The following is a 23,151-nucleotide window of genomic DNA, read 5'->3' as shown; positions in this document are numbered from 1 at the left end:
TTGTTTCACTGGTATCAAGGCTACAACGTGCTCTTCACCTGTTTGATTTATTAATATATTTTTGATTATGCTTAAAGCAATTGCCTTACTTGTACTTACCTCATCGGTAGCCACGGCGCAGGCCGGGAATTCAGACGAGAATACAAGAAACGATATTCGTTACAATCTTAATAATTCCGGCTCACATTATGTAAAGGTGACTTTTACAAATCAGACCTGGCTGAGGCTTAATGATAACAACCCGGGAACAACTGTTTTAAGCGATCCTCAGGATCAAACTTTTGATATTGGACTGAGAAGAACACGCATGCAGCTTTTTGGACAGCTTACTGATCGAATCTTTTTCTACACCCAATTTGGGATGAATAATTTCAATAAGATCAGTGCTTTCCCTGCTTATAACAATTTCGGTACGCCTAGTAACAGGAAAGTCGCTGCTTTTTTTCATGACGCTTTGGGTGAGTATGAAGTATATCGGAAAAATAATTCTTTTGTGCGTTTTGGTGGTGGATTAACGATCGTGAATGGTCTTTCGCGGTTTTCCCAGCCAAGTATCGGAAGCATTATGACGATGGACGTTCCGGTGTTCGCACAGGCAACGGTGGATCAGACCGATATGTTTTCAAGGAAGCTGGCTGTTTACAGCAGAGGACAGATAGGTAAATTCAATTACAGATTCGGAATTGCGGACCCATTTCCTATCGAAACCAGCGGAGGGATTCCGGCTGGATTAGGCATGAATTCGGTTCTTGCTCAGAAAAAGCATAAAAAGCAAATCGATGGTCTGCTTATATATAACTTTTTCGATACCGAGGACAATACAACACCGGGTTATATGACCGGAACCTACCTGGGCAAAAGAAAGGTTTTAAATTTGGAAGCGGGATTTATCAGTCAAAAGAATGCTACCTGGAGAAGGGAGGGGACTGATACACTGTATAGCAGCATGAATTTGTGGTCCTTGGCGGCTTATGCGGACATGCCTTTAAATAGGGCAACAGGCACCGCTGTATCCGGTTATCTGGGCTATTTCTCGACTGACTATGGAAAAGGTTATCTGCGTTACAACAATAGTATGAATCCTGCTACGGGTACCAATCAGCCTATTGCCGGAGTAGGAGGGACACATGGAAATGCTTATCCGATGTTTGGAACCGGAAGCGTAATTTATGCACAGGCGGGGTATAAATTTAAAGATGCATTATTGGGTAATCAGGGTACAATCATGCCGTTTGCTTCTTTGCAGCGAGCAGAATATGATCGCTTAACGCACACTATGAATTTATATAATGTTGGCGTTAACTGGCTTATCAAAGGTCATAATGGAAAACTGACCTTGAATTATGAGAACCGGCCTGTTTACAAAACCAGTAATATCCCTAATGAAATTGCTGCAGATGGAAGGCGCAGTGCCTGGATATTACAATATCAGATATCCATTTAAGAGCAAAAACCCCGGCAACACATGCAAGTGCTGCCGGGATTTAATATTATTCGTTTATTACAGATTTAATGCAGCATTCATAGATCTTACTGCTTCTGCCGATTTTTCAAAAGCTGCTTTTTCCTGATCGCTTAATCTCAGGTTAATGATTTTTTCCCAGCCATTGCTTCCTAATACGACTGGCACTCCCATACATATATCTTTCTGGCCATATTCCCCATTGAGATATACGCTGCATGGAACAATCCTCTTCTGATTGCGGACAATGCTTTCTACCAATAGTAGGGTAGCTGCACCAGGGGCATACCATGCTGAAGTACCAATCAGTTTTGTGAGTGTTGCGCCACCAACCATAGTGTCTGCAGCAACTTTTTCGAGCTTTTCTGATGAAAGAAAACGGCTTACCGGAATACCATTATAAGTGGCCAGTCGGGTAAGCGGTATCATAGTAGTGTCACCGTGGCCACCTATTACCATTCCATGTATATCCAGGGGAGATACATCCATAGCCATAGCCAGATATGTTTTGAAGCGGGCACTATCCAAAGCTCCTCCCATTCCGATCAGACGCTTCTTAGGAATTCCTGATTCTTTGAACGCCAGATATGTCATGGTATCCATCGGGTTGGAAACCACTATAATGATTGCTTTCGGGGAATATTTCAGTATATTTTCTGTAACACCTTTAACAATGCCAGCATTTATTCCGATAAGTTCTTCACGTGTCATGCCCGGTTTGCGTGGCAGACCAGAAGTAATGACAACTACATCCGAACCCTTGGTTTTTTCGTAATCATTGGTAGAGCCAATCGGTTTTGTATTGAAACCCAGCAATGCGGCAGTCTGATACATATCGAGAGCTTTTCCCTCACTTACGCCTTCTTTGATATCAAGTAGTACAACTTCTTCCGCCAATTCTCGACGAATGATATTATCAGCAGTTGTGGCCCCTACGGCTCCGGCCCCTACGACGGTAATCTTCATAAATAATCTGTTTATGGTTAAGAAGTCAATGATTATAACAATCTCCTAAAAATAGGATACATTTCTGTCATACCCCAAAGAATTTTATTTTTCACCGGAAAAGTAATAGGAGGTAATCCAACATGCAATTTTTTCCGTATTTAGATAGTTATATTGCCGAAACTAACCACTTTTTCTTCTTAAGATGAATAATGAGTCATTAATAACAAAAATTCTGAAGTCGGTTTTCTTCAAAAATGCGCAGGGGAAGGCAGGAAGATATGCTGGAAATACGTCCCGTATGATGGGTTTGGCAACAGATGTAGTTCAAAAGCTTCAGGTTGTAGGTTTCAGAGACGGCCTATCAGAATTTGGTAAAAATGTACAGTTGCTGATCCGTATGATCAGGGCCACAGCATCCGGAAGTTACAAAGGTTTGCCATGGAAAAGCCTTGTATCCGTGATAGCAGTACTGCTTTATTTTGTTTCTCCGATAGATATCATTCCTGATTTTTTACCGGTTGTAGGTATCGCCGATGATGTTGCGTTAGTATTCTGGCTATTTGGAACAATTGCATCTGATATTAACAAATTCAGTGAATGGGAAAAACATGAAAAAATAATTAAAATAGGATAAACTGTTCCCAAGATTTAGGTCTTAAAAAAAGAATAAGTATTTTTGTAATCATATAAATAGAAAATAGATATGGAATCATTAACTGTGTTGACTATGCTGGGATTGGGTGGACAGGAAATATTTTTAGTTGCGTTGTTCGTATTATTATTCTTTGGCGCTAAGAAGATTCCTGAGCTTATGCGAGGACTGGGCCAAGGCATCAACGAGTTCAAAAACGCTACCAAAGACGTTAAAGAGAATATTGAGAAAAGTATGGAAGATCCTAAATAATCTTCTGTTGTATTCTTATAGTAATGGCAGAGCCGCTAAGTGTAAACTTATTGGCTCTGATTCTTTATTGATAACCCCACAAAAATAAATACATTGAAAGAGTATCAGACGCTGACGGAAATTCAGGGTGATCTGCGTGAAGGAGTTTTGACTTGCGTGCAGTTGGTAGATCATTATTTAGAGAGGATTTCATCCCAGTCTCATCTGAATGCTTTTATTGATGTGTATTCAAAGGAAGCTAAGGAGGCGGCTAAAAGTGTCGATGAGAAGCTTACTGACGGTACTGCAGGACGTCTTGCCGGCTTGGTTGTCGGAATTAAAGATGTTTTATCTCATAAAAATCACGGCTTACAGTCTGCCAGCCAGATATTGAAGTCGTATAAAGCTCCTTATACTGCTACTGCCGTACAGCGTTTGCTGGATGAGGATGCTATTATTATCGGGCGACAGAATTGCGATGAATTTGCAATGGGTTCATCGAACGAAAATTCTTCATTTGGACCTGTATTGAATGCTGCCGATCACACCAGGGTTCCGGGTGGGTCTTCCGGTGGCTCAGCAGTTGCTGTACAGGCTGGTTTATGCCATGCTTCTCTGGGAAGTGACACCGGTGGTTCCGTACGTCAGCCAGCAGCCTTTTGCGGTGTGGTAGGTCTCAAGCCTTCATATGGACGGGTTTCCCGTTGGGGATTGGTGGCTTACGCATCTTCTTTCGACTGCGTAGGTCCGATTACAAAGAGTGTAGAAGATGCTGCACTTTTGCTGGAAGTCATCGCAGGAGCAGATAACTTTGATAGCACTGTTTCAAATAAAACAGTACCCTCTTACAGTAAAGCACTTTCTTGGAATGGAAAAGCACGGGTTGGTTATATCAAAGAGTCGCTCGAAAGTGAGTCTATTGCTCCTGCCATTCGTAAAAATACACAAGAGCTGTTGAATACTTTAAGGGATGAAGGACATGATGTGCAACCTGTAGAAATGTCTCTGCTTCAATACCTGCTTCCAACTTACTATATTCTGACCACGGCAGAGGCTAGTTCTAACCTTTCCCGTTTTGACGGTGTACGTTATGGTCATCGCTCAGACGATGCACGGGATTTAGAATCTATGTACAAGCTTTCAAGAACGGAAGGTTTCGGGGATGAGGTTAGAAAGAGAATTTTGCTGGGAACTTTTGTTTTGAGTGCAAATTACTATGACGCATACTATACCAAAGCACAATGCGTTAGAAGACTGGTGCAGGAAGAAACACAACGCTTTTTCGAACAGTTTGATTTCTTTATTTCTCCGGTAACGCCTACAACCGCATTCAAAATAGGTGAGAAATCGGAAGATCCTATACAAGCGTATCTGGCGGATATATTTACCGTACATGCGAATGTTATTGGATATCCTGCTATATCAATCCCGAATGGAGTGGACGGCGACGGGCTCCCCATTGGAATACAGGTAATGGCAGAACCATTTAAGGAAGAAAAAATGCTTGCCTTTACCAGTTATCTGGCTGATATTACCAGAAGTAATTATTTAGAAATTTCTAAATAATTTTTTTAATACTGTGGATACGAGTTTGGCCATATCTGTGCACATGTTTATAGTAAAAAACTGTGCCACATCAAATTCTAAGAATTGATTACCAAAGGTGTAGATTATACATTAACAGACAAAGCCATTGAGAACCGTGAATTGATTAACCTTCAAAAGATTTATTGATGAAGATTTGGAAGAAAGTTTTGTGGCTGGGAGCCATGTGTACAGGATTGTGTAATGTTTCTGATCGTGCTTTTGCCACACCAATTCCTCAAAAAACAGGGATGGAATCAGATACTGTGATAGGTGACCAACAGCATGAGGCTATGTTCTCTGAATTACCGGAACTTGAAGAAATCGGTGCAAATCCCGCAGTACCAGAGAAACTGCTCAGGGATAGATTTGCGAAACTGGAAAAGTCTATTCCCCTGACCTACAATAAATCTTCTCACGAATTTGTTGAGTATTTTATCTATAAAAAGGCAAGTTTCACCCGCTCCATGATGGAGAGAATGCCTTTATATTTCCCACTTTTTGAAAAAACACTTCAAAAGCATGGTTTACCTGCCGAGCTGAAATATCTTTCAATGATAGAGTCGGGACTGAATCCTAAAGTTATTTCACACGCAAGGGCTGGGGGATTATGGCAATTTATGCCGGCTACCGGCAGAGAATTCGGCCTTTACCAGGATGCTTATATTGATGAGCGATTTGAGCCTGTTAAGGCTACCGAAGCAGCATGTCGTTACCTGAAACAGTTACATAATATATTCGGAGATTGGGAGTTGGCTTTGGCTTCTTATAATACGGGACCCGGAAATATCAAACGTGCCATGCGTAGGTCACGCGGTACAACTTTCTGGACCATATATGGTGCCCTGCCAAGAGAAACACGCTCATATGTTCCGCAATATGTGGCCATGAATTACATGATGAACTATGGTAATGACCATGGTATATTTGCCGAAAATCCTGAATACCAGATTCCGAACGATACGATTCATATCAATGGTTATATTGATCTGGTGGCATTCTGTAATAATAGCGGAATTGAATTCGAAGAGCTTTCAAAACTAAATCCATCTATTACAAAAAAAATATTGCCGGACAGAACACGTGATTTTGTAATGCGGGTGCCAAGTGTAAAGTATACTTATCTGGTGAGTAATCGATCCGGGATTATGGATTCATGCACCCGGAAACTATTGCCTGCCGGAACAATGCTGGCTGTCACCGACAGCAGTCGTACAGATTCTCTTGGTCGCAATCGCACGTTCCCTTACACGCTGGCCAGCAATACAGCAGATAGTGAATATACTGATGAGGAAGAAGAGGCTGCGCTCACAACTACTGTACGTAAGACGAAGAAGCTATCTTATACCGTAAGACGGGGTGAGACATTGCTATCCATCTCTAAAAAACACAGAGTAACTGTTGCAGAACTGAAAAAATGGAACCATCTCAGAAGAAGTAATATCATGAAGGGCCAGCGTCTGGTCATCATGAAGGAGGTAAAAGAGGTTGTGCCATCTGCTACACGTGTGGCTGTTACTCCCAAGGTAGAAAAGGAATATGAGAAAAGTGCCAGCAAAATCAAAATGAAATACCATACTGTTCAGCAGGGAGATACACTATGGACTATTTCTCAGCGGTACGGCTTGCCTCTTGATCATCTTAAAAAAGCAAATAAGATCAGAGGGAACGAGATCAAGCCTGGACAAAAACTTATTATATCAAGCTAGCAGTTGAGGTTTTACACACATACTTTATGATTGCCTACGTTAACGGAAAAGTTAGTTACAAAGATCCGGCGCATACCATTATCGACGTTAACGGAATTGGATATGAGGTCCGCATCTCGTTGCAAACCTACACATCAATGCCTGACCGGGGTGAACAGAGCAAACTGTTCACCTATCTCAGTATAAGAGAAGATGCACATGTTCTATATGGTTTTTGGACTGCGGATGAAAAGAAATTGTTCCTTGATCTGGTTGGAATTTCTGGTATCGGTCCTTCGACAGCTCTTGTGATGTTATCTTCTCTGTCTTCAAATGAAATCCGTCAGGGAATTGTAGACGAAGATTTACGACTGATTCAATCGATAAAAGGTATCGGTTCTAAAACAGCTCAGCGTGTCATTCTGGAACTGAAGGATAAAATCCGGAAAGAAGAGTGGGGCGGGACTACTGAACAGCGACCTATTGCCAGCCGTTCCAATACTGTGAAAGAGGAAGCTTTGTCCGCGTTGATTACATTAGGTATTCCTAAAGCAACAGCAGAGAAAAGCCTTGATGTAATCCTGAAACGTGAGAGTGACGGATTGTCTGTAGAACAATTGATAAAACTTGCTTTACGCTAACGCTGAATGAAAAAATTAGATCAGATACCGAAGTGAGAAAACGCAATACTACTCAACAGAAATGATGAAACGGAGCTCAGCAATAACCTTCTCTAAATTCACATACTAGCCTTGTCATCAACATTTTACTCTCTACTTTTTAAAACATTAACTATTTCTACCTGCGCTGCACTTCTTGCATCCGTTTCGGTAGATAAAGATGTTTATACCACACTACAGCCTGAAATTATTGCCGTTGCGGACACTTTACCTGAGGACACCTCAAAAAATAGTTTAAGCAAATCGGGAAATCAATTTGTGCTGCGCTGGAAAGACTATTATTCCAACCGTCTTGTTCAACCGCGTCCGCGTTCTCCTCTTTACCTCAAAGATCCGGCGAATATCAAGACAGATATATTACTTGATAGCACCGGAAAAATTGCGGTTACTGAACAAATTCATACACCTGGCGGAACACTCGACTATCGTGCTCCTGAAGGGATGGATCTAGAGCAGTATGATAAGGTGCAGGAAGGAAGAGCCTTCAGAAGTTTGCTAAAAGAATATTCGAGCAGGCAGGATGGACAGGGAGCAATGGGAGCAAGAGGATTACTTCCTAAGCTGGATGTACCACCTGCACTATCCAAATTGCTGGGCGATGATTTTCTTAATTTCAAGCCTACAGGTTTTGTATCATTGGACCTTGGACTGATGCATCAGTTTCTTGATAACCCGACGATCCCGATTCGCCAAAGAAGAAACACACAATTTATTTTTAATGAGCAGATTAATATCAATTTTGATGCCAGACTAGGCGATATGCTCGGTTTTCAAACCAATTTTGATACCAAAGCAAATTTCAACTTTGAGAATGCAATCAAGCTTAATTATAAAAATCCGGAAGAGAGTTTCATCAGAAAAATTGAGGCTGGTAACATCAATTGGGCAATTAACAGTCAACTGATACCTGGTGTGCAAAATCTTTTCGGTTTGAAAACTGATTTCCAGTTTGGAAGACTAAAAGCGACATTTGTTGCCTCACAACAGAAGTCCAGCAAAGAACGTATTGTACTAAGGGGAGGAGCACAGGGACGTGAGTTCGAGATCAGGGCAGATACCTATGATGAAAACAGAAACTTTTTCCTTGCTCAGTATTTCAGAAATATTTATGAGAATTCTCTGAGAACGACGCCAACGATTACTTCCGGTGTAACCATTACCCGGATGGAGGTATATGTTACCAATCGTACAACTACTACAGAATCTTTGCGTAATGTGGTTGGCTTCGCAGATTTGGGTGAACCAGCCCCGTATAAGAGTGCTAATCCAAGTCTGCAACCCATAGTTAGCACATCACCTGCAGCAAATAGTGCCAATGGCCTTTTCAATAGTCTTCAGAACAACTCTGCTTTCCGTCAGGTTGACAACACGAATACGTCACTTACAACCAGTTTCGGACTGGAGAAGGCAAATGATTATGAATTATTGAGAGGTGCTAAAAGGTTAGTTGCTGAACGTGATTATACCTTCCATCCACAATTGGGTTATGTGTCACTCACTACTGCCCTTCGAAACGATGAAGTATTGGCTGTTGCTTACGAATACACCGTTAACGGCCGTTCCTTTAAAGTAGGGGAACTTACTGAGGACTATCAGTCCAGGCAAGACAATGAAGTGATTGCACTTAAACTTTTGAAATCATCAACCATCAGGAATAATACAAAGCTTCCCATGTGGAACCTGATGATGAAAAATATTTACGCTCTCGGTACCAGTCAGATCGACCGTCAGGGCTTTCAGTTACGCGTCATTTATAAGGATGACCTTACCGGGATGGACAATCCACAGTTGCAGGATAGCGATATAGCCAATATTCCATTAATTCGTTTGATGGGTCTCGACAGGCTTAATCCTGTGAATGATTTGCAACCGGATGGAAACTTTGATTATGTAGAAGGTATCACCATTGATAGTAAGACCGGACGTATCATTTTTCCGGTACTTGAGCCATTCGGATCCAATCTTTCAGCAAAATTTGGAGCTGGTAACGAGCAGGCCAGGAGCAAATATGTCTTTGATGAGCTCTACCGGACTACTATGATTGATGCTCAGCAAGTGAGCGAAAGAAATAAGTTCTTCCTTAAAGGATCCTACCAATCGAGCCAGGGAGCAGAAGTAACATTGCCTTTCGGTGTGGTGGAAACATCAGTGACGGTTACTTCCGGTGGTGTACCGTTGTCTGCAGGCTCTGACTATATCGTGGAATCGCAATTAGGTCGTGTCCGCATTTTGAACCAGAGTGTAATGAACTCAGGACGTGAGATTGTGATTGAATTTGAAAGACCGGATATGTTCCAGAATCAGATTCGATCCCTGATTGGAACACGTTTGGATTATCTTGTAAACCGGGACATGAGTGTAGGTTTAACGGCCATGAAATACCGGGAGAGACCTGCTGGATTCCTTACAAGGGTAGCCATTGGTAATGAGCCGGTTAATAATACCATGCTCGGCTTTGACGTCAATATCCGTAAAGACGTACCGTTCCTGACCAAAATGCTGGACAAGCTGCCTTTTCTTCAAACCAAGGAAATGTCCAGTATTCAGTTCAAAGCGGAGTTTGCCAAGCTATTCCCGGGTGTATCAAAAGATGTAAATAACCGTTCGCTTGTTGATGACTTTGAAGCAACAAGAACTGTATACGATCTGGCACGCCAGCCACAGAAATGGCGACTGGCAGCTGTACCACCAAAGTTTACCAATGGCAAGGCAGGTAATGATCGTTCCTATGGGTACAAACGTGCCAAGATTTCGGCCTACACTGTTGATAACATTTTTGGTGGGCAAGGCGGACTTGGCGGAGGCTATCAGATCCCAAGTAATATCACCGTATCAGATAGCAATTATTACGAAAAACTGTACTTACCGAACCAGATATTTCCCAACCGCGCGATTGCCGGACTGGTAACTTACCCTCAGAATATTCTTGATATATCTTATTTTCCTTCGGAAAGAGGGATGTACAATTACAATACAGATTTAAGTAATGAGGGTCGCTTGAAAACGCCGAGACAAAATTTTGGAGGTATCAGTAGAGCCATTACTTCTGATAACGATTTTGATAATGCCAACATAGAAAGTATCGAATTCTGGGTAATGGATCCTTTCATTAATGATGGTACAGAGAACTCCAAAATCAGAGACGGGTTTGAAAACCAACCCAATACAACAGGTGGGAAGCTTGTATTTAACCTTGGCGATATATCGGAAGATGTGATTCCTGACGAACGTTACAACTTTGAAAACGGACTTCCGATAGGTCCTAAGATAGTGGGAGAGAACGTGGACTCTACAGCGTGGGGATATGTGACAAGGTCTCAATATTTGATTAATGCTTTCAGTAACGAGCCTGGAGCCAGGCAACGCCAGGATGTCGGATTGGATGGTATGAGCAATGAAGAGGAACGTATTTTCTTCAGAGACTATCTCGATGCACTGCCACAAGGAGTGAGGGAGCGGTTCAGCCAGGATCCCTCAGGAGATGACTTCGCGTTCTTTCTGGGTCAGGATCTCGATGACAATAATGCAAAGGTGGTTGAACGGTATAAGAATTACATGGGTATGGAGAATAACTCTCCGGAGAGCCAGGGAAGGACTACTGACGTAACTCCTGCATCTACCAACGTTCCTGATGGGGAAGACATGAACGTAGATAATACCATCAACGACAACGAAGCATATTATGAATATGAAATTGATCTGAAGCCCGGACAACTCGAAGTTGGAAAAGGTTTCATTGTTGATAAATCAGTAAATACCAAAGATGGTCAGAACTGGTATCTTTTCCGTGTTCCTATTAAGGAATTCTCAGGACAGGTAGGAGGTATGAATGGTTTCAAATCTATACGCTTTATGCGCATGTACCTGACCGACTTTCAGCAACCTGTGGTACTTCGTTTTGCTCAACTTCAAATGGTGGGACAGCAATACCGGAAATATACCAATAACCTTGCTGATGGAGGTTTGCAGGAAGTGCCTGAGCCTTATGACGCTAAATTTACTGTAGGGACGGTAAGTATTGAGGAAAACGGTTTGAGTGCTAACGCCAACAACAAATACGTGTATGATATTCCTCCGGGCTGGATTCGTGATCAGGACAATACACAACGTCCTCCTTTGTTGCTGAATGAACAGTCTATGAGTCTTTGTGTAACAGACCTTCGGGATGGTGATTCACGTGCTGTGTTCAAAAATGTAAATCTGGATCTTCAATTCAGAAAACGTCTGCGTATGTACGTACATATGCAAAATGAGCAGAATGAAGACAAAATGGTTGGTGCATTTATGCGCATTGGTACTGACCTTACACAGAACTACTATGAAATTGACATTTCGGCTTTAAAAGCAACCCGAGCGGGGCAGAGCAATCGTGCTGAAATCTGGCCAGAAGAAAATGAGTTGAATATAGCTATAGCAGATTTGATCAACGCAAAGGCTGCGAGAAATCGTGATTTCGGAAGAACGTCAGGAAACGCTTACTACGCCTCGTCATCTGATCAGCGATACGGAATTACGGTAGTTGGTAATCCTGATTTGAGCTCGGTGAGAGTCATGATGATCGGTATGAGAAATCCAAAATCACAAGATGAGCGCTCAAAATCTTTCTGTATATGGGTAGATGAAATGCACGTGGAAGGATTTGATGAAACGGGTGGTATGGCCGCTATTGCTCAGCTAAATGCCAAACTCGCTGATTTTGCCACTGTTACCGCTTCAGGAAGAATTGAGACATTCGGATTTGGAAGTGTACAACAGAGAATCGGAGAACGTTCACGAAACCTGACGACTGAGTATGGATTTTCTTCGAATGTAGCATTGGATAAATTATTGCCTCAGAAATGGGGATTTGTCATACCTGTATTCCTGAGCTACGATCGCCGGAATGTGAAGCCTCATTTTGATCCGCTGGATCCGGATATGGAATTGAATACCTCACTATCCAACCTGCGCAGTGACGAGGAGCGTGATGGCTACCGGCGTATGGTGGAAGAGAATGCAGTGAAAAGGGGAATCAACTTTTCTAATGTGAGAAAGGTAAAAACGAAACCCGGAGCTAAGAATCACTTTTACGATTTTGAGAACTTCGCTTTTACTTACGCATATAGTGATGATAACCGCCGGAATATTCTGACGCAGCAATATGCTCAGCGCATGTATAAGGGAGGGATTGCTTATGTATACAGCAGTCAGCCGAAAGCTTTTGAGCCGTTTAAGAATTATGAAGTAAAAAACCGTTGGGGTGAATTGTTAAAAGATTTCAACCTGACATTACTCCCGAATATGGTTTCGGTACGGGCGGATGTAGACAGAAGATTCCTGAAAACGCAACTCAGAAATGCCGACCTGACAACAGATGGAGTACAACCACTATTTGAAAAATATTTTTGGTTTAACCGATATTACGATTTGAACTGGAACCTGACCAGAAACATGACTTTAGCTTACAACTCATCGGCCAACTCTGTGATTGATGAGCCGATGGGAGATATTGATACAGCGGAGAAGAAAGATTCCTTATGGGCCAATTTCAAAAAGCTTGGACGTATCAAAAATTTTGATCAGCGAATTAGCCTTACTTACCGTTTGCCGCTCAATAAAATACCTCTTACCGACTGGATGAGTGCAGACTACAAGCATTCTATTGGCTACCAGTATCAGGCCAATGCTTATGGACTCGTAGATAGCACCGGTGCTCCTTTTGGTGATATTATCCGCAATAGTCGTGAGCGTGGAGTAAGCGGAAAGGTTGACTTTGTGATGCTTTACAATAAACTGAGGTATCTCAAATTTGCCAACACACCTTCTGCGGCACGCAAGAATTTTGCAAGAAGTCCTGGAGATGTTGAAGAAATAGACATGCGCACAACCGATCTTCTGAAGAATGTAACCAGGCTTCTGATGACTGTCCGTGGAATTAACTTTAACTATTCTGTAACAGAAACAACTGCTTTGCCAGGGTATCTGCGGGCACCACAATATTTCGGAATTGATAATACCAATGCACCTGGTTTACCATTTGTGTTAGGCCAACAGGACAGAAACTTCCAGATCAAGGCGGCGGAAAAAGGATGGATCACTACCAGCCAGGTTCAGAACCAGCCTTTCCAGCAGACAATTGCCAAGAACTTTTCGGCCAACACCACGCTTGAACCGTTCAAAGATCTGAGAATGATCATTGATGCAAGGCTAACACGGCAGGATGCCTATCAGGAGTTCTACCGGCCCGATGAGACAGGTGCATTTGCTTCTCAAAGTGCATTACGGAACGGACAGTTCAGTATGTCATTCTGGTCATTTAAAACAGCATTTGCTAAAATGCCACGTGATAATTCTTCTCCTGTATTCGATAAATTCCGCGCTTACCGTGATCAGATGATTGAAGTGCTTAACAACCGTAATCCATCTGAGCTGAAAGGAGAATACAATGAGACGTCGCAGGATGTGTTGCTTGCGGCCTTCTTCGCTGCTTACTCAGGAAGAGGAACTGCAGATACCAGTAAGGTTCGTACCAATCCGTTTCTGAAGTTTCCGATGCCTAACTGGGAAGTGAATTACAGTGGCCTTTCGAATCTTCCGGGTTTTGAAAAATTGTTCAGTTCATTTAATGTTCGGCATAAGTACTATTCGAATTACAGTGTAGGTAACTTCACTTCGTCATTGGATTACGAAGCACTGTATGTCAATCTTGCTGTGACAGGTTATCCTTTATCGTCAAGGCTGAATGAATTAGGACAGTATATTCCTGTATTTGCCATGAGTACCATCACGATGACAGAAAGGTTTGAGCCGCTGCTTGGCGTGGAGTTCAGAACAATTGGGAAACTAACGGCAAGGATGGAATATAACCGAAGCAGAAATGTAGCATTAAACTTGTCTAATTCGCAGGTGGCTGAGTTGTTCGATCAGGATATTACAATTAATTTGGGCTTTACAAAAAATAACGTTCCTATACCATTTAAAATTAATGGAGTACGGAAAAAGTTAAAAAACGACCTCACCATGCAAATGGGGATGACTTTCCGCGACACGCGTTCTATTCAGCGTAAATTTGACGGAGAAATTATCCCGGTAGCCGGTAACATCAATTTTCAGCTAAGACCTACAGTTAACTATATGGTTAACAATAGGTTGAGTTTGATGTTCTATTTCGATCGTACCTTTAATGATCCGTTGGTATCCAATTCGTTCTACCGGGCAAGTACATCGGGTGGAATTCAGGTAAGATTCAATTTGGCAGAATAAAATTTCCATTTGGAAAATACAGTCTACATCCTGTAATTTGTGGATATAAAGACGTTCCAAAACTTATACAAATACATTATGAATTTCCCATCAGAACTGAAATACACTGAAGATCACGAATGGATCCGCATTGAAGGTGATACAGCTTTTATCGGTATTACTGAGCATGCACAACAGGAATTAGGGGATATCGTTTATGTCGATATTAACACAGTTGGAGATGCGCTTGAAAAAGGTGAGGTTTTTGGTTCAGTAGAAGCGGTCAAAACTGTATCGGATCTGTTTCTTCCAGTAGCAGCTACAGTGTTGGAAGTGAATGATGCGCTTGATGGAGAACCAGAGCTTGTCAATTCAGATCCATACGGAAAAGGCTGGATGGTGAAAGTAACCTTGTCAAATCCTGATGATACCGATAGCCTGCTTTCTGCTGAAGATTACAAGCAGTTTATAGGTGCCTGATAAAAAACATAAAGCTCCTGAGGGAGCTTTTTTTATACATACCGATTATTGTCCCGTTACATGGTAACCAGGGATGTTTGAAAAAAAACTATGAAAGTACTAATTCGTTCTGTTCAAATCATTGAGAAAGGTGCCACATTTAACAGGCAGATTACCGATATCCTGATTGAAGATGGAATTATTAAACAAATTGGTAATAGCATTGAAGCTTCGGGAGCTGAAGTGATAAATGGTGAAGGATTAGGCGTGTCTGCCGGCTGGGTAGATATGCGTGTGGCCTCACGTGATCCGGGGTTTGAACATAAGGAAGATCTCATATCGGTTCGCGCAGCAGCAGCCAGGGGAGGGTTTACCGAGATTGTGCTCATGCCTAATTCGGAACCTGTAGTGCATAGTAAAGATACGCTTAACTACATGAAGAATTCGGGTTTGGGAGGACTTGTCAAACTGCATGTAGCTGCCTCAGTAACACGCAAAGCTCAGGGCGTTGATTTTACTGAAATGATTGATCTGCATACGGCAGGTGCTATCGCATTTACGGACGGAGAACATCCGGTACAGAATGCGGATTTACTACTTAAAACAATTCAGTACCTTCGACCACTGGATGCTTTGCTTATGAATCGTCCGGAGGACAGGCAACTCACCCTATATGGCCAAATGCACGAAGGTGTAACAAGCACGCTGATAGGCATGAAGGGCATGCCTGCACTGGCCGAAGAAATGATGCTGCACCGGGATCTGAAGTTGCTTGAATATGCGCTGGAAAAAAATAGCCATACTTCCGGCAATCCGGCGTTACATATATCTTTGATTTCAACACGGCGTGCGGTTGAACTAATCCGGGAAGCCAAGGCCAAAGGTTTACCTGTATCCTGCGATGTGGCTGCACACCAGCTTGCATTTTCAGATGAGGATCTGATTGCTTTTGACACGAACCTGAAAGTGAATCCGCCGTTTCGTCCTGCAGACGATTCTGCGGCAATACGAGAAGGACTGGCAGATGGTACTATTGATGCTATTGTATCTGATCACTGCCCGCATGATGAGGAAAGCAAAAACCTGGAGTTTGATCATGCCGACTTCGGTATTACTGGCTTAGAAACTGCTTTTTCGTTAGCAGTAATGCACAGTGAATTATCGGTAGAGGAGGTGGTCGATAAATTCACAACGCAGGCAAGAAGGATTTTACGACTTCCGCTTACAGGTATATCCGAAGGGAATGCGGCGAATCTTACTTTTTTTGAAATTGATAAAGAATGGACTTTTGAGAAAAGTTACTCAAAGTCAAAAAATACACCATTCCTTGGCAGAACACTTCGTGGTAAGGTTCGTGGCGTAGCCAATAATGGCAAATTTGAATGGTTTGAATAGCCTTTATACGAAGTGCTATTACACAATGCTTTTAATACATCATGATGCAATCAGTAATCAATTATTTTAATAAACCGATTCTAAAACTTCCGTTATTATTCGGTGTTGCTACCGGAGTGCTTGCTTTCTTATTCTTTCTAGGGTTATATGCGCTTGACATCATGCCTTTGGGCAAGATACTGGATTTTGGTATTTACCTGATCATGATCGCAGGAGCGTGCTGGTATTACAGGAAAACAGTCGGGCAAGGCATGCTGCATTTATGGGAAGCGCTTACGATCGGGTATGTGGTCAATTGTGTGGCAGCGCTGGTAAATGGATGGCTTATCTATGCTTTCATCACTTTTGTTGATCCAGAACTTTTTACAAAATATACATCAGAGATGCTACTATTGCTGGATCAGGGGAAAGTAGAACTTATCAAAAATATTAAAGAACCTGAGTTTTTGAAAATGTACAACGAAATCAAGTCCATGGAACCATCCGTTGTCATTAAAGATGAAATCAGTAAAAAGATGGTGATGGGTATTATTCCTATACTGATCATATCATTGATTCTGAGAAAACAGAATTACGGAATTTATCACAATAAATCCTAAATTTACTACCCCCACCTATAATCTGAGTTTATCGCCAAATTCTAACAAATGTAATATGGAAGAAAAAGTGTCTACTGCCAGAGTTGCTCTTAAATATGGAGCTTTAGTATCAGTTGTCATCATGGTTTATACAACAATCATTAATGTGGCTGGTCTATCTCAGAATAAAGTCCTTTCCTCGCTTCAATTTATATTTATGATCGTGGCACTTGTTATAGCCATGAAGGAATTTAAGGAAAAAAATAAAGGCTTTATGTCTTATGGTGAAGGGCTTGGATTAGGAACTTTACTTTCAGCGGTGATGGGATTTTTGGTATCTATGTTCAATACATTTTATAATAAATTCATTGACAGCAGTATTATGACACAGGCACTTGATAAAGTGCGGATGGACATGGAGCAACGCGGAATGGATGACGCCCAGATAGATCAGAGCCTGGAATATGCTCAGAAATTTATGTCTCCGGGTATTATGTTTATTATGGGAGTATTGATGTCAATTCTGACAGGCTTTATTGTTTCACTGGTTGTATCTGCAGTTGTACGTCGCGAAAAGCCGGTTTTTGAATAAACGGTTTTCAACACATTACGTTTTAAACCTGTTTAATAGTGTTCGCAATTTTTCAAAAAGAAATTGGCAGTTTTTTTAATTCACTGATTGCCTATATTGTCATGGCAGTTTTCCTGACTGCCATAGGATTGATTGTCTGGGTGTTTCCTGATTCCAATATTCTTGATTATGGATTTGCTGACATGCAGTCTTTTTTCAGTCTGACGCCCTATGTACTGATCTTCCTGATTCCTGCTATTACCATGCGATCTCTGGCGGAAGAAAGTAAAAATGGTACGCTTGAATTGTTGCTTACTAAACCGATCCGTAACCGGGATCTGATACTAGGTAAATTTTTTGCCAATTGGGCATTGGTAGTAATTATGATTTTACCTACTCTACTGTATTATATCAGTATCTATCAGTTAGGAAATCCGGAAGGAAATATTGATTCAGCAGCCGTATTTGGTTCCTACATGGGCCTTCTTCTTTTTTGCGGGGTTCTGGTTTCTATGGGTCTTTGGTGTTCCTCCCTGAACGATAATCAAATCGTAGCTTTTGTGCTGGCTGTGTTTCTTGGCTTTTTCTGGTATACCGGATTCAGCTCACTATCTCAATTATCAGGAAGCGGCGTAGTTGCCGATCTGTTATCGTGGATATCCCTGGATACACAGTACAACGCGTTAGGTAAAGGGCTCATTGATTCCCGTAACGTAGTTTTTATGCTGAGCCTTCTCTCATTTTTTCTGTATCTGATTTACTGGCGTGTCGAAACGCTGAGAAAATAGTTATTCAGACAATCCTTTTCTGACTACAAACGTTTATTCTTCAAGGCTATAAATTTAGTTCGTAGTGTAAATCCATTTGTGTTAAATCATCGTATATGATTTAAAATACACTAACATGGGGCGGTTTATTGGTGATGCGGGTGTGAAGTTATCGAGGCCGGTTTTGGTTGTGTTTCCCGACCATAACGGTAACAATTTAATATTTTGTACATCGGGTCAGATGATCTTGCAAAATTTCGTTAGCTTGCCAATACGAAGTTTTCATTTAAACGTTAAGCAGCTCTTGGCGACCAGTAAGTTAAAATATTCGGAGGGAGAATTAGTAGAAGCACTGCAAAGAAATGAGCGGGTTGCTTTTGAGTTTCTCTATGACCATTACTCAGGTGCTCTGTTCAATATTATTCTGAAAACACTGCGAGATGAGGAGCGTGCAGAAGATGTATTGCAGGAGACATTCCTGAAAATATGGAAAAACATAGCCTCTTATAATCCTGAAAAGGGAAGACTCTTTACATGGATTCTGAACATCGCACGAAACGGTGCTATAGATGCTGCCAGGGTAGAAGGAAGGAAGCCTGTTATGAGCGAGATCGATGACAGATTGGCCAAGGTAGAACCAGATGTTTCAGAAGCTGAACAACAGACAAGTTCTGATATGAAAGCGATTATCAATATGCTGCGCCCCGAAAGAAAAATATTGATTGATATGGCTTATTTTCAAGGTTACACACACGAAGAAATTGCAAGTGAGTTGGGGATACCGTTAGGAACAGTAAAATCCAGAATGCGAACTGCATTACAAGAGTTAAAACAATACTTTACAGTATGAATATCCAAGCCTATATAGAGTCCGGTATATTAGAGGAATATGTATTGGGCACTGTTTCACCTCAGGAGAAGCAGGAAGTGGAATGTATGTCTCATATTTATCCGGAGATTAAAGAAGAACTGTTAAGAACGGAAAGTGCATTGGAGGAGTATGCTTTGAAACATCAAACTACCCCGCCTTTATCACTAAAAGACTCGATTTTTGCTCAGATGAATTTTGAAGTTGCTCCTGACGAAACCGAAGCTGATCCGGAGGTAGGAAAAAGTACCATAAGTGAGGACGTTAGAAATGGTGAGTTTGTAGAATTGCCGACTGAGGAAGCTGTAAAGCCAAATGAAGGACAGGTAATTCCGGATGTTTTTACACAAACTGAGACGATAGAGGTTACACCATTCTGGGCTAAACTCGCAGTGGCCGCATCTGTGGTGTTTGCATTATTTGCCGGTTGGTCAGCATTGCAGTCTTCTTCGTTAAAAAAGTCTAATGAGTCATTAACAGCTCAGGTTCTATCGATCCAGGAAGATGCAGATCATAGTCGGAAATTAGCAGGCATGTATAGAGATAGCCGGTATACTGTGGTACGTCTGGCAGGATTGGAAAAATCTCCTGAAAGCATTGTAGCAGCATTCTGGGATAAGCAGACAAACGAAGTAATGTTGGATGTTCAGAAATTGCCACGGGCTCCGGAAGGTAGGCAATATCAGCTGTGGAGTATTGTGGATAATCTTCCTGTCGATATGGGGGTGCTGGATGAGGACTTTGAAGGAAAACTTTTAAAAATGAAAAATACCAAAAGTGGATCTGTCGCTTTTGCTATAACGCTCGAAAAAAGTGGAGGAAATCCTACACCTACGATGGAGGAAATGTATGTAATGGGTAAGGTATAAAGATTTTTATCTGAGAGAATTGTCAAGCCGGAATCGTTGTATTCCGGCTTTTTTTGTTGCGAAAAGTATCATTTCAAACTATTTAATCTTAAAGGTCATTAATATCAGCATTGACCATGATATCATGAAAATCTATTTCACGGGTGCCCAAAAACAAAGGCCACTAATATGACTTAGCGGCCTTTGTTCTATTGCACTAACTACTTTGCTTGAACCTTAATAATTAATATTAGTATCTGTAAGTCTCAGCTTTAAATGGTCCTTGTGGAGTAACTCCAATATAGGCCGCTTGCTCGTCTGAAAGTATATCCAACTGAGCTCCTACATGCGCAAGGTGGAAAGCTGCTACTTTTTCGTCCAGTGCTTTAGGAAGTACATATACTTTCTTCTCGTAAGCAGCTGTGTTAGTCCAAAGTTCGATCTGCGCCAAAGTCTGGTTAGAGAAAGAGCAGGACATAACAAAAGAAGGGTGACCCATTGCACAGCCCAGGTTTACCAAACGTCCTTCTGCAAGAATAATGATATCCTTTCCTTCAACAGAATAGATATCAACCTGTGGTTTGATCTGAGATTTTGAAGCACCGTATGTGCCGTTCAACCATGCCATATCGATTTCATTATCGAAGTGACCAATATTACAAACAACAGCTTTGTCACGCATAGCAAGGAAATGACGATCAGTGATGATTTTGTAATTTCCTGTCGCGGTAACGAAGATGTTTGCACGTGGAGCAGCATCGTCCATTGTTACAACTTCGAATCCATCCATTGCAGCCTGAAGCGCACAGATCGGATCGATTTCAGTAACCAATACACGGCAACCTGCACCCCGAAGTGATTCAGCAGAACCTTTACCTACATCACCATAACCAGCTACAACTGCAACTTTACCAGCAAGCATTAAGTCAGTTGCACGACGAATTGAATCTACAAGAGATTCGCGGCAGCCGTATTTGTTGTCAAATTTTGACTTTGTTACAGAGTCATTTACATTGATAGCAGGCAAATGAAGTGTTCCATTTTTGAAACGCTCATACAGACGGTGTACACCTGTTGTAGTTTCTTCCGACAACCCTTTAATCCCTTCGATCAATTCCGGATATTCATCAAAAACCATGTTGGTAAGATCTCCGCCATCGTCAAGAATCATATTCAAAGGTTTACGATCTTCTCCGAAGAAAAGAGTTTGCTCGATACACCAGTTGAATTCTTCCTCATTCATACCTTTCCAGGCATATACAGGAATACCTGCTGCTGCGATTGCCGCCGCTGCGTGGTCCTGAGTAGAGAATATATTACATGATGACCAGGTTACTTCTGCACCAAGTGCTGTCAGCGTCTCGATAAGAACTGCAGTCTGGATTGTCATGTGTAGGCAGCCGGCTACGCGCGCACCTGCCAAAGGCTGAGATGGCCCGTATTCAGAACGAATTGCCATCAAACCTGGCATTTCAGCTTCTGCTAATGTAATTTCTTTACGACCCCATTCTGCCAGAGAGATATCTTTAACCTTGTATGGAATGTACGTGTCAGTTGACGTTGCCATTATATAATTGTTTGGTTTAACTTCTAAAATATGATTACAAAATTAACCACAAAAACTATCCGGTTGAAATTGAGTAGATTAAATTTGCCATTTACTGATCTAATTTGGATCTTTTATCTGTTAATATGAGTAATCGAGGATAAATGATGTGGAGAAGGATCGTGTGAATAGGTAAATCAGATATTTTGTCTTGCCGCAATTAACCCGAACTGCTCAAAGCGCATAAAAAAAGCGCAACCCATTTAGAGTCACGCCTTTAATCGTCGTTGATGAATACTTATGCTAATACGGTAAAGCTCTTGAATATGGCTCCAATACGAACTGCATCAAAGATACGAGCCTGAGTACCGCCGTGATTCAAAACAGATTGTTCATGGGATGTAACACACATTTCGCAACCGTTTAATGCAGAAACCACAATGCTTACCAGTTCAAACAATTCCTTTCCAAGCACAGGATTGGCCATGATACTCATTTTAATTCCTGCTGGTGCTGTGTTGTAATATTCTTTATCCATAAAATGCCTGAAACGATAGAATACGTTGTTGGCATTCATTAATGAAACGCAGGCACTTATTTCTGCAAGTTCTTTTTCATCTGCGCCTTCGTTCGTTGCCAGTTCTTCAAGCGCCGAGATAAGCGTAGCGTTTTTCTCATTTACAGCTACTGCAAGCGCAATGAGTATCGCTTCTTTGCGGTTGATATTTTGAGATTTTAGAACATTGCTCAGGTTTATTTTTAAATCCTTAAGATAGCGGTGATCTAAAGCCGCCAGTTTGTTAATCAACACACTTTCAAAGTCAGCGGGCAGATTAATTTCTTTATACAAGGAATCTTTCGTATTTCCTGTTGCTGCAAATGGATACATTTTAGTAAGATTGGAAGTGGGGAAGAAATTAGGAATTAAAAATTAAGAGTTAAGACCTGACCACTTTAAACATTCGATCATTCTTAACTCTTAATCGCACCAGCGACCCGGTGTACCGGCGGTCCGGCGTACCGGCGGCACGGTCTTAATTAAAACCTATGCCAAAGTTGCTTCTCCTTTCACCCAGTTGCATGGGCAAAGCTCGTCAGTTTGCAAAGCATCCAGAACGCGGATTACTTCGTTAACATTACGTCCAACTGAAAGATCATTTACTGATACCCAACGAATCACTCCTTGTGGATCAACGATGTAAGTTACACGGTAAGCAATTTTCTCGTTGGCTTCCAGAATCCCAAGTTCTTCAGCGAGTGACTTAGAAGTATCAGCAAGCATAGGGAAACGAAGATCACGAAGATCGTCATGGTTTTTACGCCATGCAAGGTGAACAAATTCACTGTCAGTAGAAGCGCCGATCAAAATTGTATCACGATCTGCAAAGTCATCAACGTGTTTGCCAAACTCAGCAATTTCTGTAGGACATACAAAAGTGAAGTCTTTTGGCCACCAGAACATTACCATCCATTTCTCAGCATTTTTGTGATCTTCTGAGGTAATATCGTAGAACTCATTACCTTTTTCTAAAGATACAACTGATGTTTTTTTAAATTCGGGGAATGTAGATCCTACCGATAATAGTCTATTTGACATGATTGCTCGTGAGTTTATAAATTGTATTTTTTTGATGTTACAAATTTACAATCCCC

At 41.6% G+C, this 23,151-nt stretch carries 18 protein-coding genes; 14 read left to right on the top strand and 4 right to left on the bottom strand.

Annotated features, from left to right (window positions below):
• The first annotated feature begins 67 nt into the window (after nt 1-67).
• Nucleotides 68-1,444: a hypothetical protein gene (locus AC1XUE_RS19570; RefSeq protein ID WP_483357670.1), complete on the top strand. Its 1,377-nt coding sequence runs from the start codon at nt 68-70 to the stop codon at nt 1,442-1,444.
• Nucleotides 1,445-1,501: 57 nt separating this feature from the next.
• Here AC1XUE_RS19570 and mdh read toward each other — a convergent pair whose 3' ends face one another.
• Nucleotides 1,502-2,428: a malate dehydrogenase gene (mdh, locus tag AC1XUE_RS19565; protein WP_483357669.1), complete on the bottom strand. Its 927-nt coding sequence runs from the start codon at nt 2,426-2,428 to the stop codon at nt 1,502-1,504.
• Between the two features lie 184 nt (nt 2,429-2,612).
• Here mdh and AC1XUE_RS19560 point away from each other — a divergent pair, with 184 nt between their 5' ends.
• The 13 genes from AC1XUE_RS19560 to AC1XUE_RS19500 all read left to right on the top strand — a co-directional run bounded on the left by AC1XUE_RS19560 (nt 2,613) and on the right by AC1XUE_RS19500 (nt 19,973).
• Entirely contained in the window at nt 2,613-3,044 is a 432-nt protein-coding gene (locus tag AC1XUE_RS19560; protein ID WP_483357668.1) for a YkvA family protein, read from the top strand.
• A gap of 69 nt (nt 3,045-3,113) precedes the next feature.
• The gene (locus AC1XUE_RS19555) at nt 3,114-3,314 is read left to right on the top strand and encodes a Sec-independent protein translocase subunit TatA/TatB (RefSeq protein ID WP_115830458.1); all 201 of its coding nucleotides are present in this window, start codon (nt 3,114-3,116) and stop codon (nt 3,312-3,314) included.
• Nucleotides 3,315-3,407: 93 nt separating this feature from the next.
• The gene (gatA, locus tag AC1XUE_RS19550) at nt 3,408-4,859 is read left to right on the top strand and encodes an Asp-tRNA(Asn)/Glu-tRNA(Gln) amidotransferase subunit GatA (protein ID WP_483357667.1); all 1,452 of its coding nucleotides are present in this window, start codon (nt 3,408-3,410) and stop codon (nt 4,857-4,859) included.
• 167 nt (nt 4,860-5,026) lie between these two features.
• Entirely contained in the window at nt 5,027-6,586 is a 1,560-nt protein-coding gene (locus tag AC1XUE_RS19545; RefSeq protein ID WP_483357666.1) for a lytic transglycosylase domain-containing protein, read from the top strand.
• Between the two features lie 26 nt (nt 6,587-6,612).
• Nucleotides 6,613-7,206, top strand: coding sequence for a Holliday junction branch migration protein RuvA (ruvA, locus tag AC1XUE_RS19540; protein WP_483357665.1), 594 nt, complete (start codon nt 6,613-6,615; stop codon nt 7,204-7,206).
• A 111-nt stretch (nt 7,207-7,317) separates the two neighbouring features.
• Nucleotides 7,318-14,487: a T9SS outer membrane translocon Sov/SprA gene (gene sov / locus AC1XUE_RS19535; protein WP_483357664.1), complete on the top strand. Its 7,170-nt coding sequence runs from the start codon at nt 7,318-7,320 to the stop codon at nt 14,485-14,487.
• Between the two features lie 78 nt (nt 14,488-14,565).
• On the top strand, nt 14,566-14,946 hold the full coding sequence (gene gcvH, locus AC1XUE_RS19530; RefSeq protein WP_483357663.1) for a glycine cleavage system protein GcvH: 381 nt from the start codon (nt 14,566-14,568) through the stop codon (nt 14,944-14,946).
• A gap of 90 nt (nt 14,947-15,036) precedes the next feature.
• The gene (locus AC1XUE_RS19525; RefSeq protein ID WP_483357662.1) at nt 15,037-16,320 is read left to right on the top strand and encodes a dihydroorotase; all 1,284 of its coding nucleotides are present in this window, start codon (nt 15,037-15,039) and stop codon (nt 16,318-16,320) included.
• 41 nt (nt 16,321-16,361) lie between these two features.
• Complete coding sequence (locus AC1XUE_RS19520; protein ID WP_483357661.1) at nt 16,362-16,919, top strand: DUF4199 domain-containing protein; 558 nt, start codon at nt 16,362-16,364, stop codon at nt 16,917-16,919.
• Between the two features lie 55 nt (nt 16,920-16,974).
• Nucleotides 16,975-17,490 carry a DUF4199 domain-containing protein gene (locus tag AC1XUE_RS19515; RefSeq protein ID WP_483357660.1) on the top strand — a complete coding sequence of 172 codons (516 nt, stop codon included), beginning with the start codon at nt 16,975-16,977 and terminating at the stop codon, nt 17,488-17,490.
• Between the two features lie 38 nt (nt 17,491-17,528).
• Nucleotides 17,529-18,257 carry a gliding motility-associated ABC transporter permease subunit GldF gene (gldF, locus tag AC1XUE_RS19510; RefSeq protein ID WP_483357659.1) on the top strand — a complete coding sequence of 243 codons (729 nt, stop codon included), beginning with the start codon at nt 17,529-17,531 and terminating at the stop codon, nt 18,255-18,257.
• A gap of 283 nt (nt 18,258-18,540) precedes the next feature.
• Complete coding sequence (locus AC1XUE_RS19505) at nt 18,541-19,086, top strand: RNA polymerase sigma factor (RefSeq protein ID WP_483357658.1); 546 nt, start codon at nt 18,541-18,543, stop codon at nt 19,084-19,086.
• Complete coding sequence (locus tag AC1XUE_RS19500; RefSeq protein ID WP_483357657.1) at nt 19,083-19,973, top strand: anti-sigma factor; 891 nt, start codon at nt 19,083-19,085, stop codon at nt 19,971-19,973. Before AC1XUE_RS19505 ends, AC1XUE_RS19500 begins: the two co-directional genes overlap by 4 nt.
• Nucleotides 19,974-20,202: 229 nt before the next feature.
• Here AC1XUE_RS19500 and ahcY read toward each other — a convergent pair whose 3' ends face one another.
• The 3 genes from ahcY to AC1XUE_RS19485 form a co-directional block, all read right to left on the bottom strand.
• Nucleotides 20,203-21,519, bottom strand: a complete 1,317-nt coding sequence (gene ahcY / locus AC1XUE_RS19495; protein WP_483357656.1) for an adenosylhomocysteinase — start codon at nt 21,517-21,519, stop codon at nt 20,203-20,205.
• Nucleotides 21,520-21,796: 277 nt separating this feature from the next.
• The gene (locus tag AC1XUE_RS19490) at nt 21,797-22,387 is read right to left on the bottom strand and encodes a carboxymuconolactone decarboxylase family protein (protein ID WP_483357655.1); all 591 of its coding nucleotides are present in this window, start codon (nt 22,385-22,387) and stop codon (nt 21,797-21,799) included.
• A gap of 156 nt (nt 22,388-22,543) precedes the next feature.
• Nucleotides 22,544-23,095 (bottom strand): peroxiredoxin, encoded by a 552-nt coding sequence (locus AC1XUE_RS19485; protein ID WP_483357654.1) that lies wholly within the window; start codon nt 23,093-23,095, stop codon nt 22,544-22,546.
• Nucleotides 23,096-23,151 lie beyond the last annotated feature (56 nt).

Source organism: Dyadobacter sp. HNCC25DJ187 (assembly GCF_056895255.1).
The sequence above is the reverse complement of the archived record's forward strand: the minus strand, read 5'-3'. Positions and strand labels throughout refer to the sequence as shown.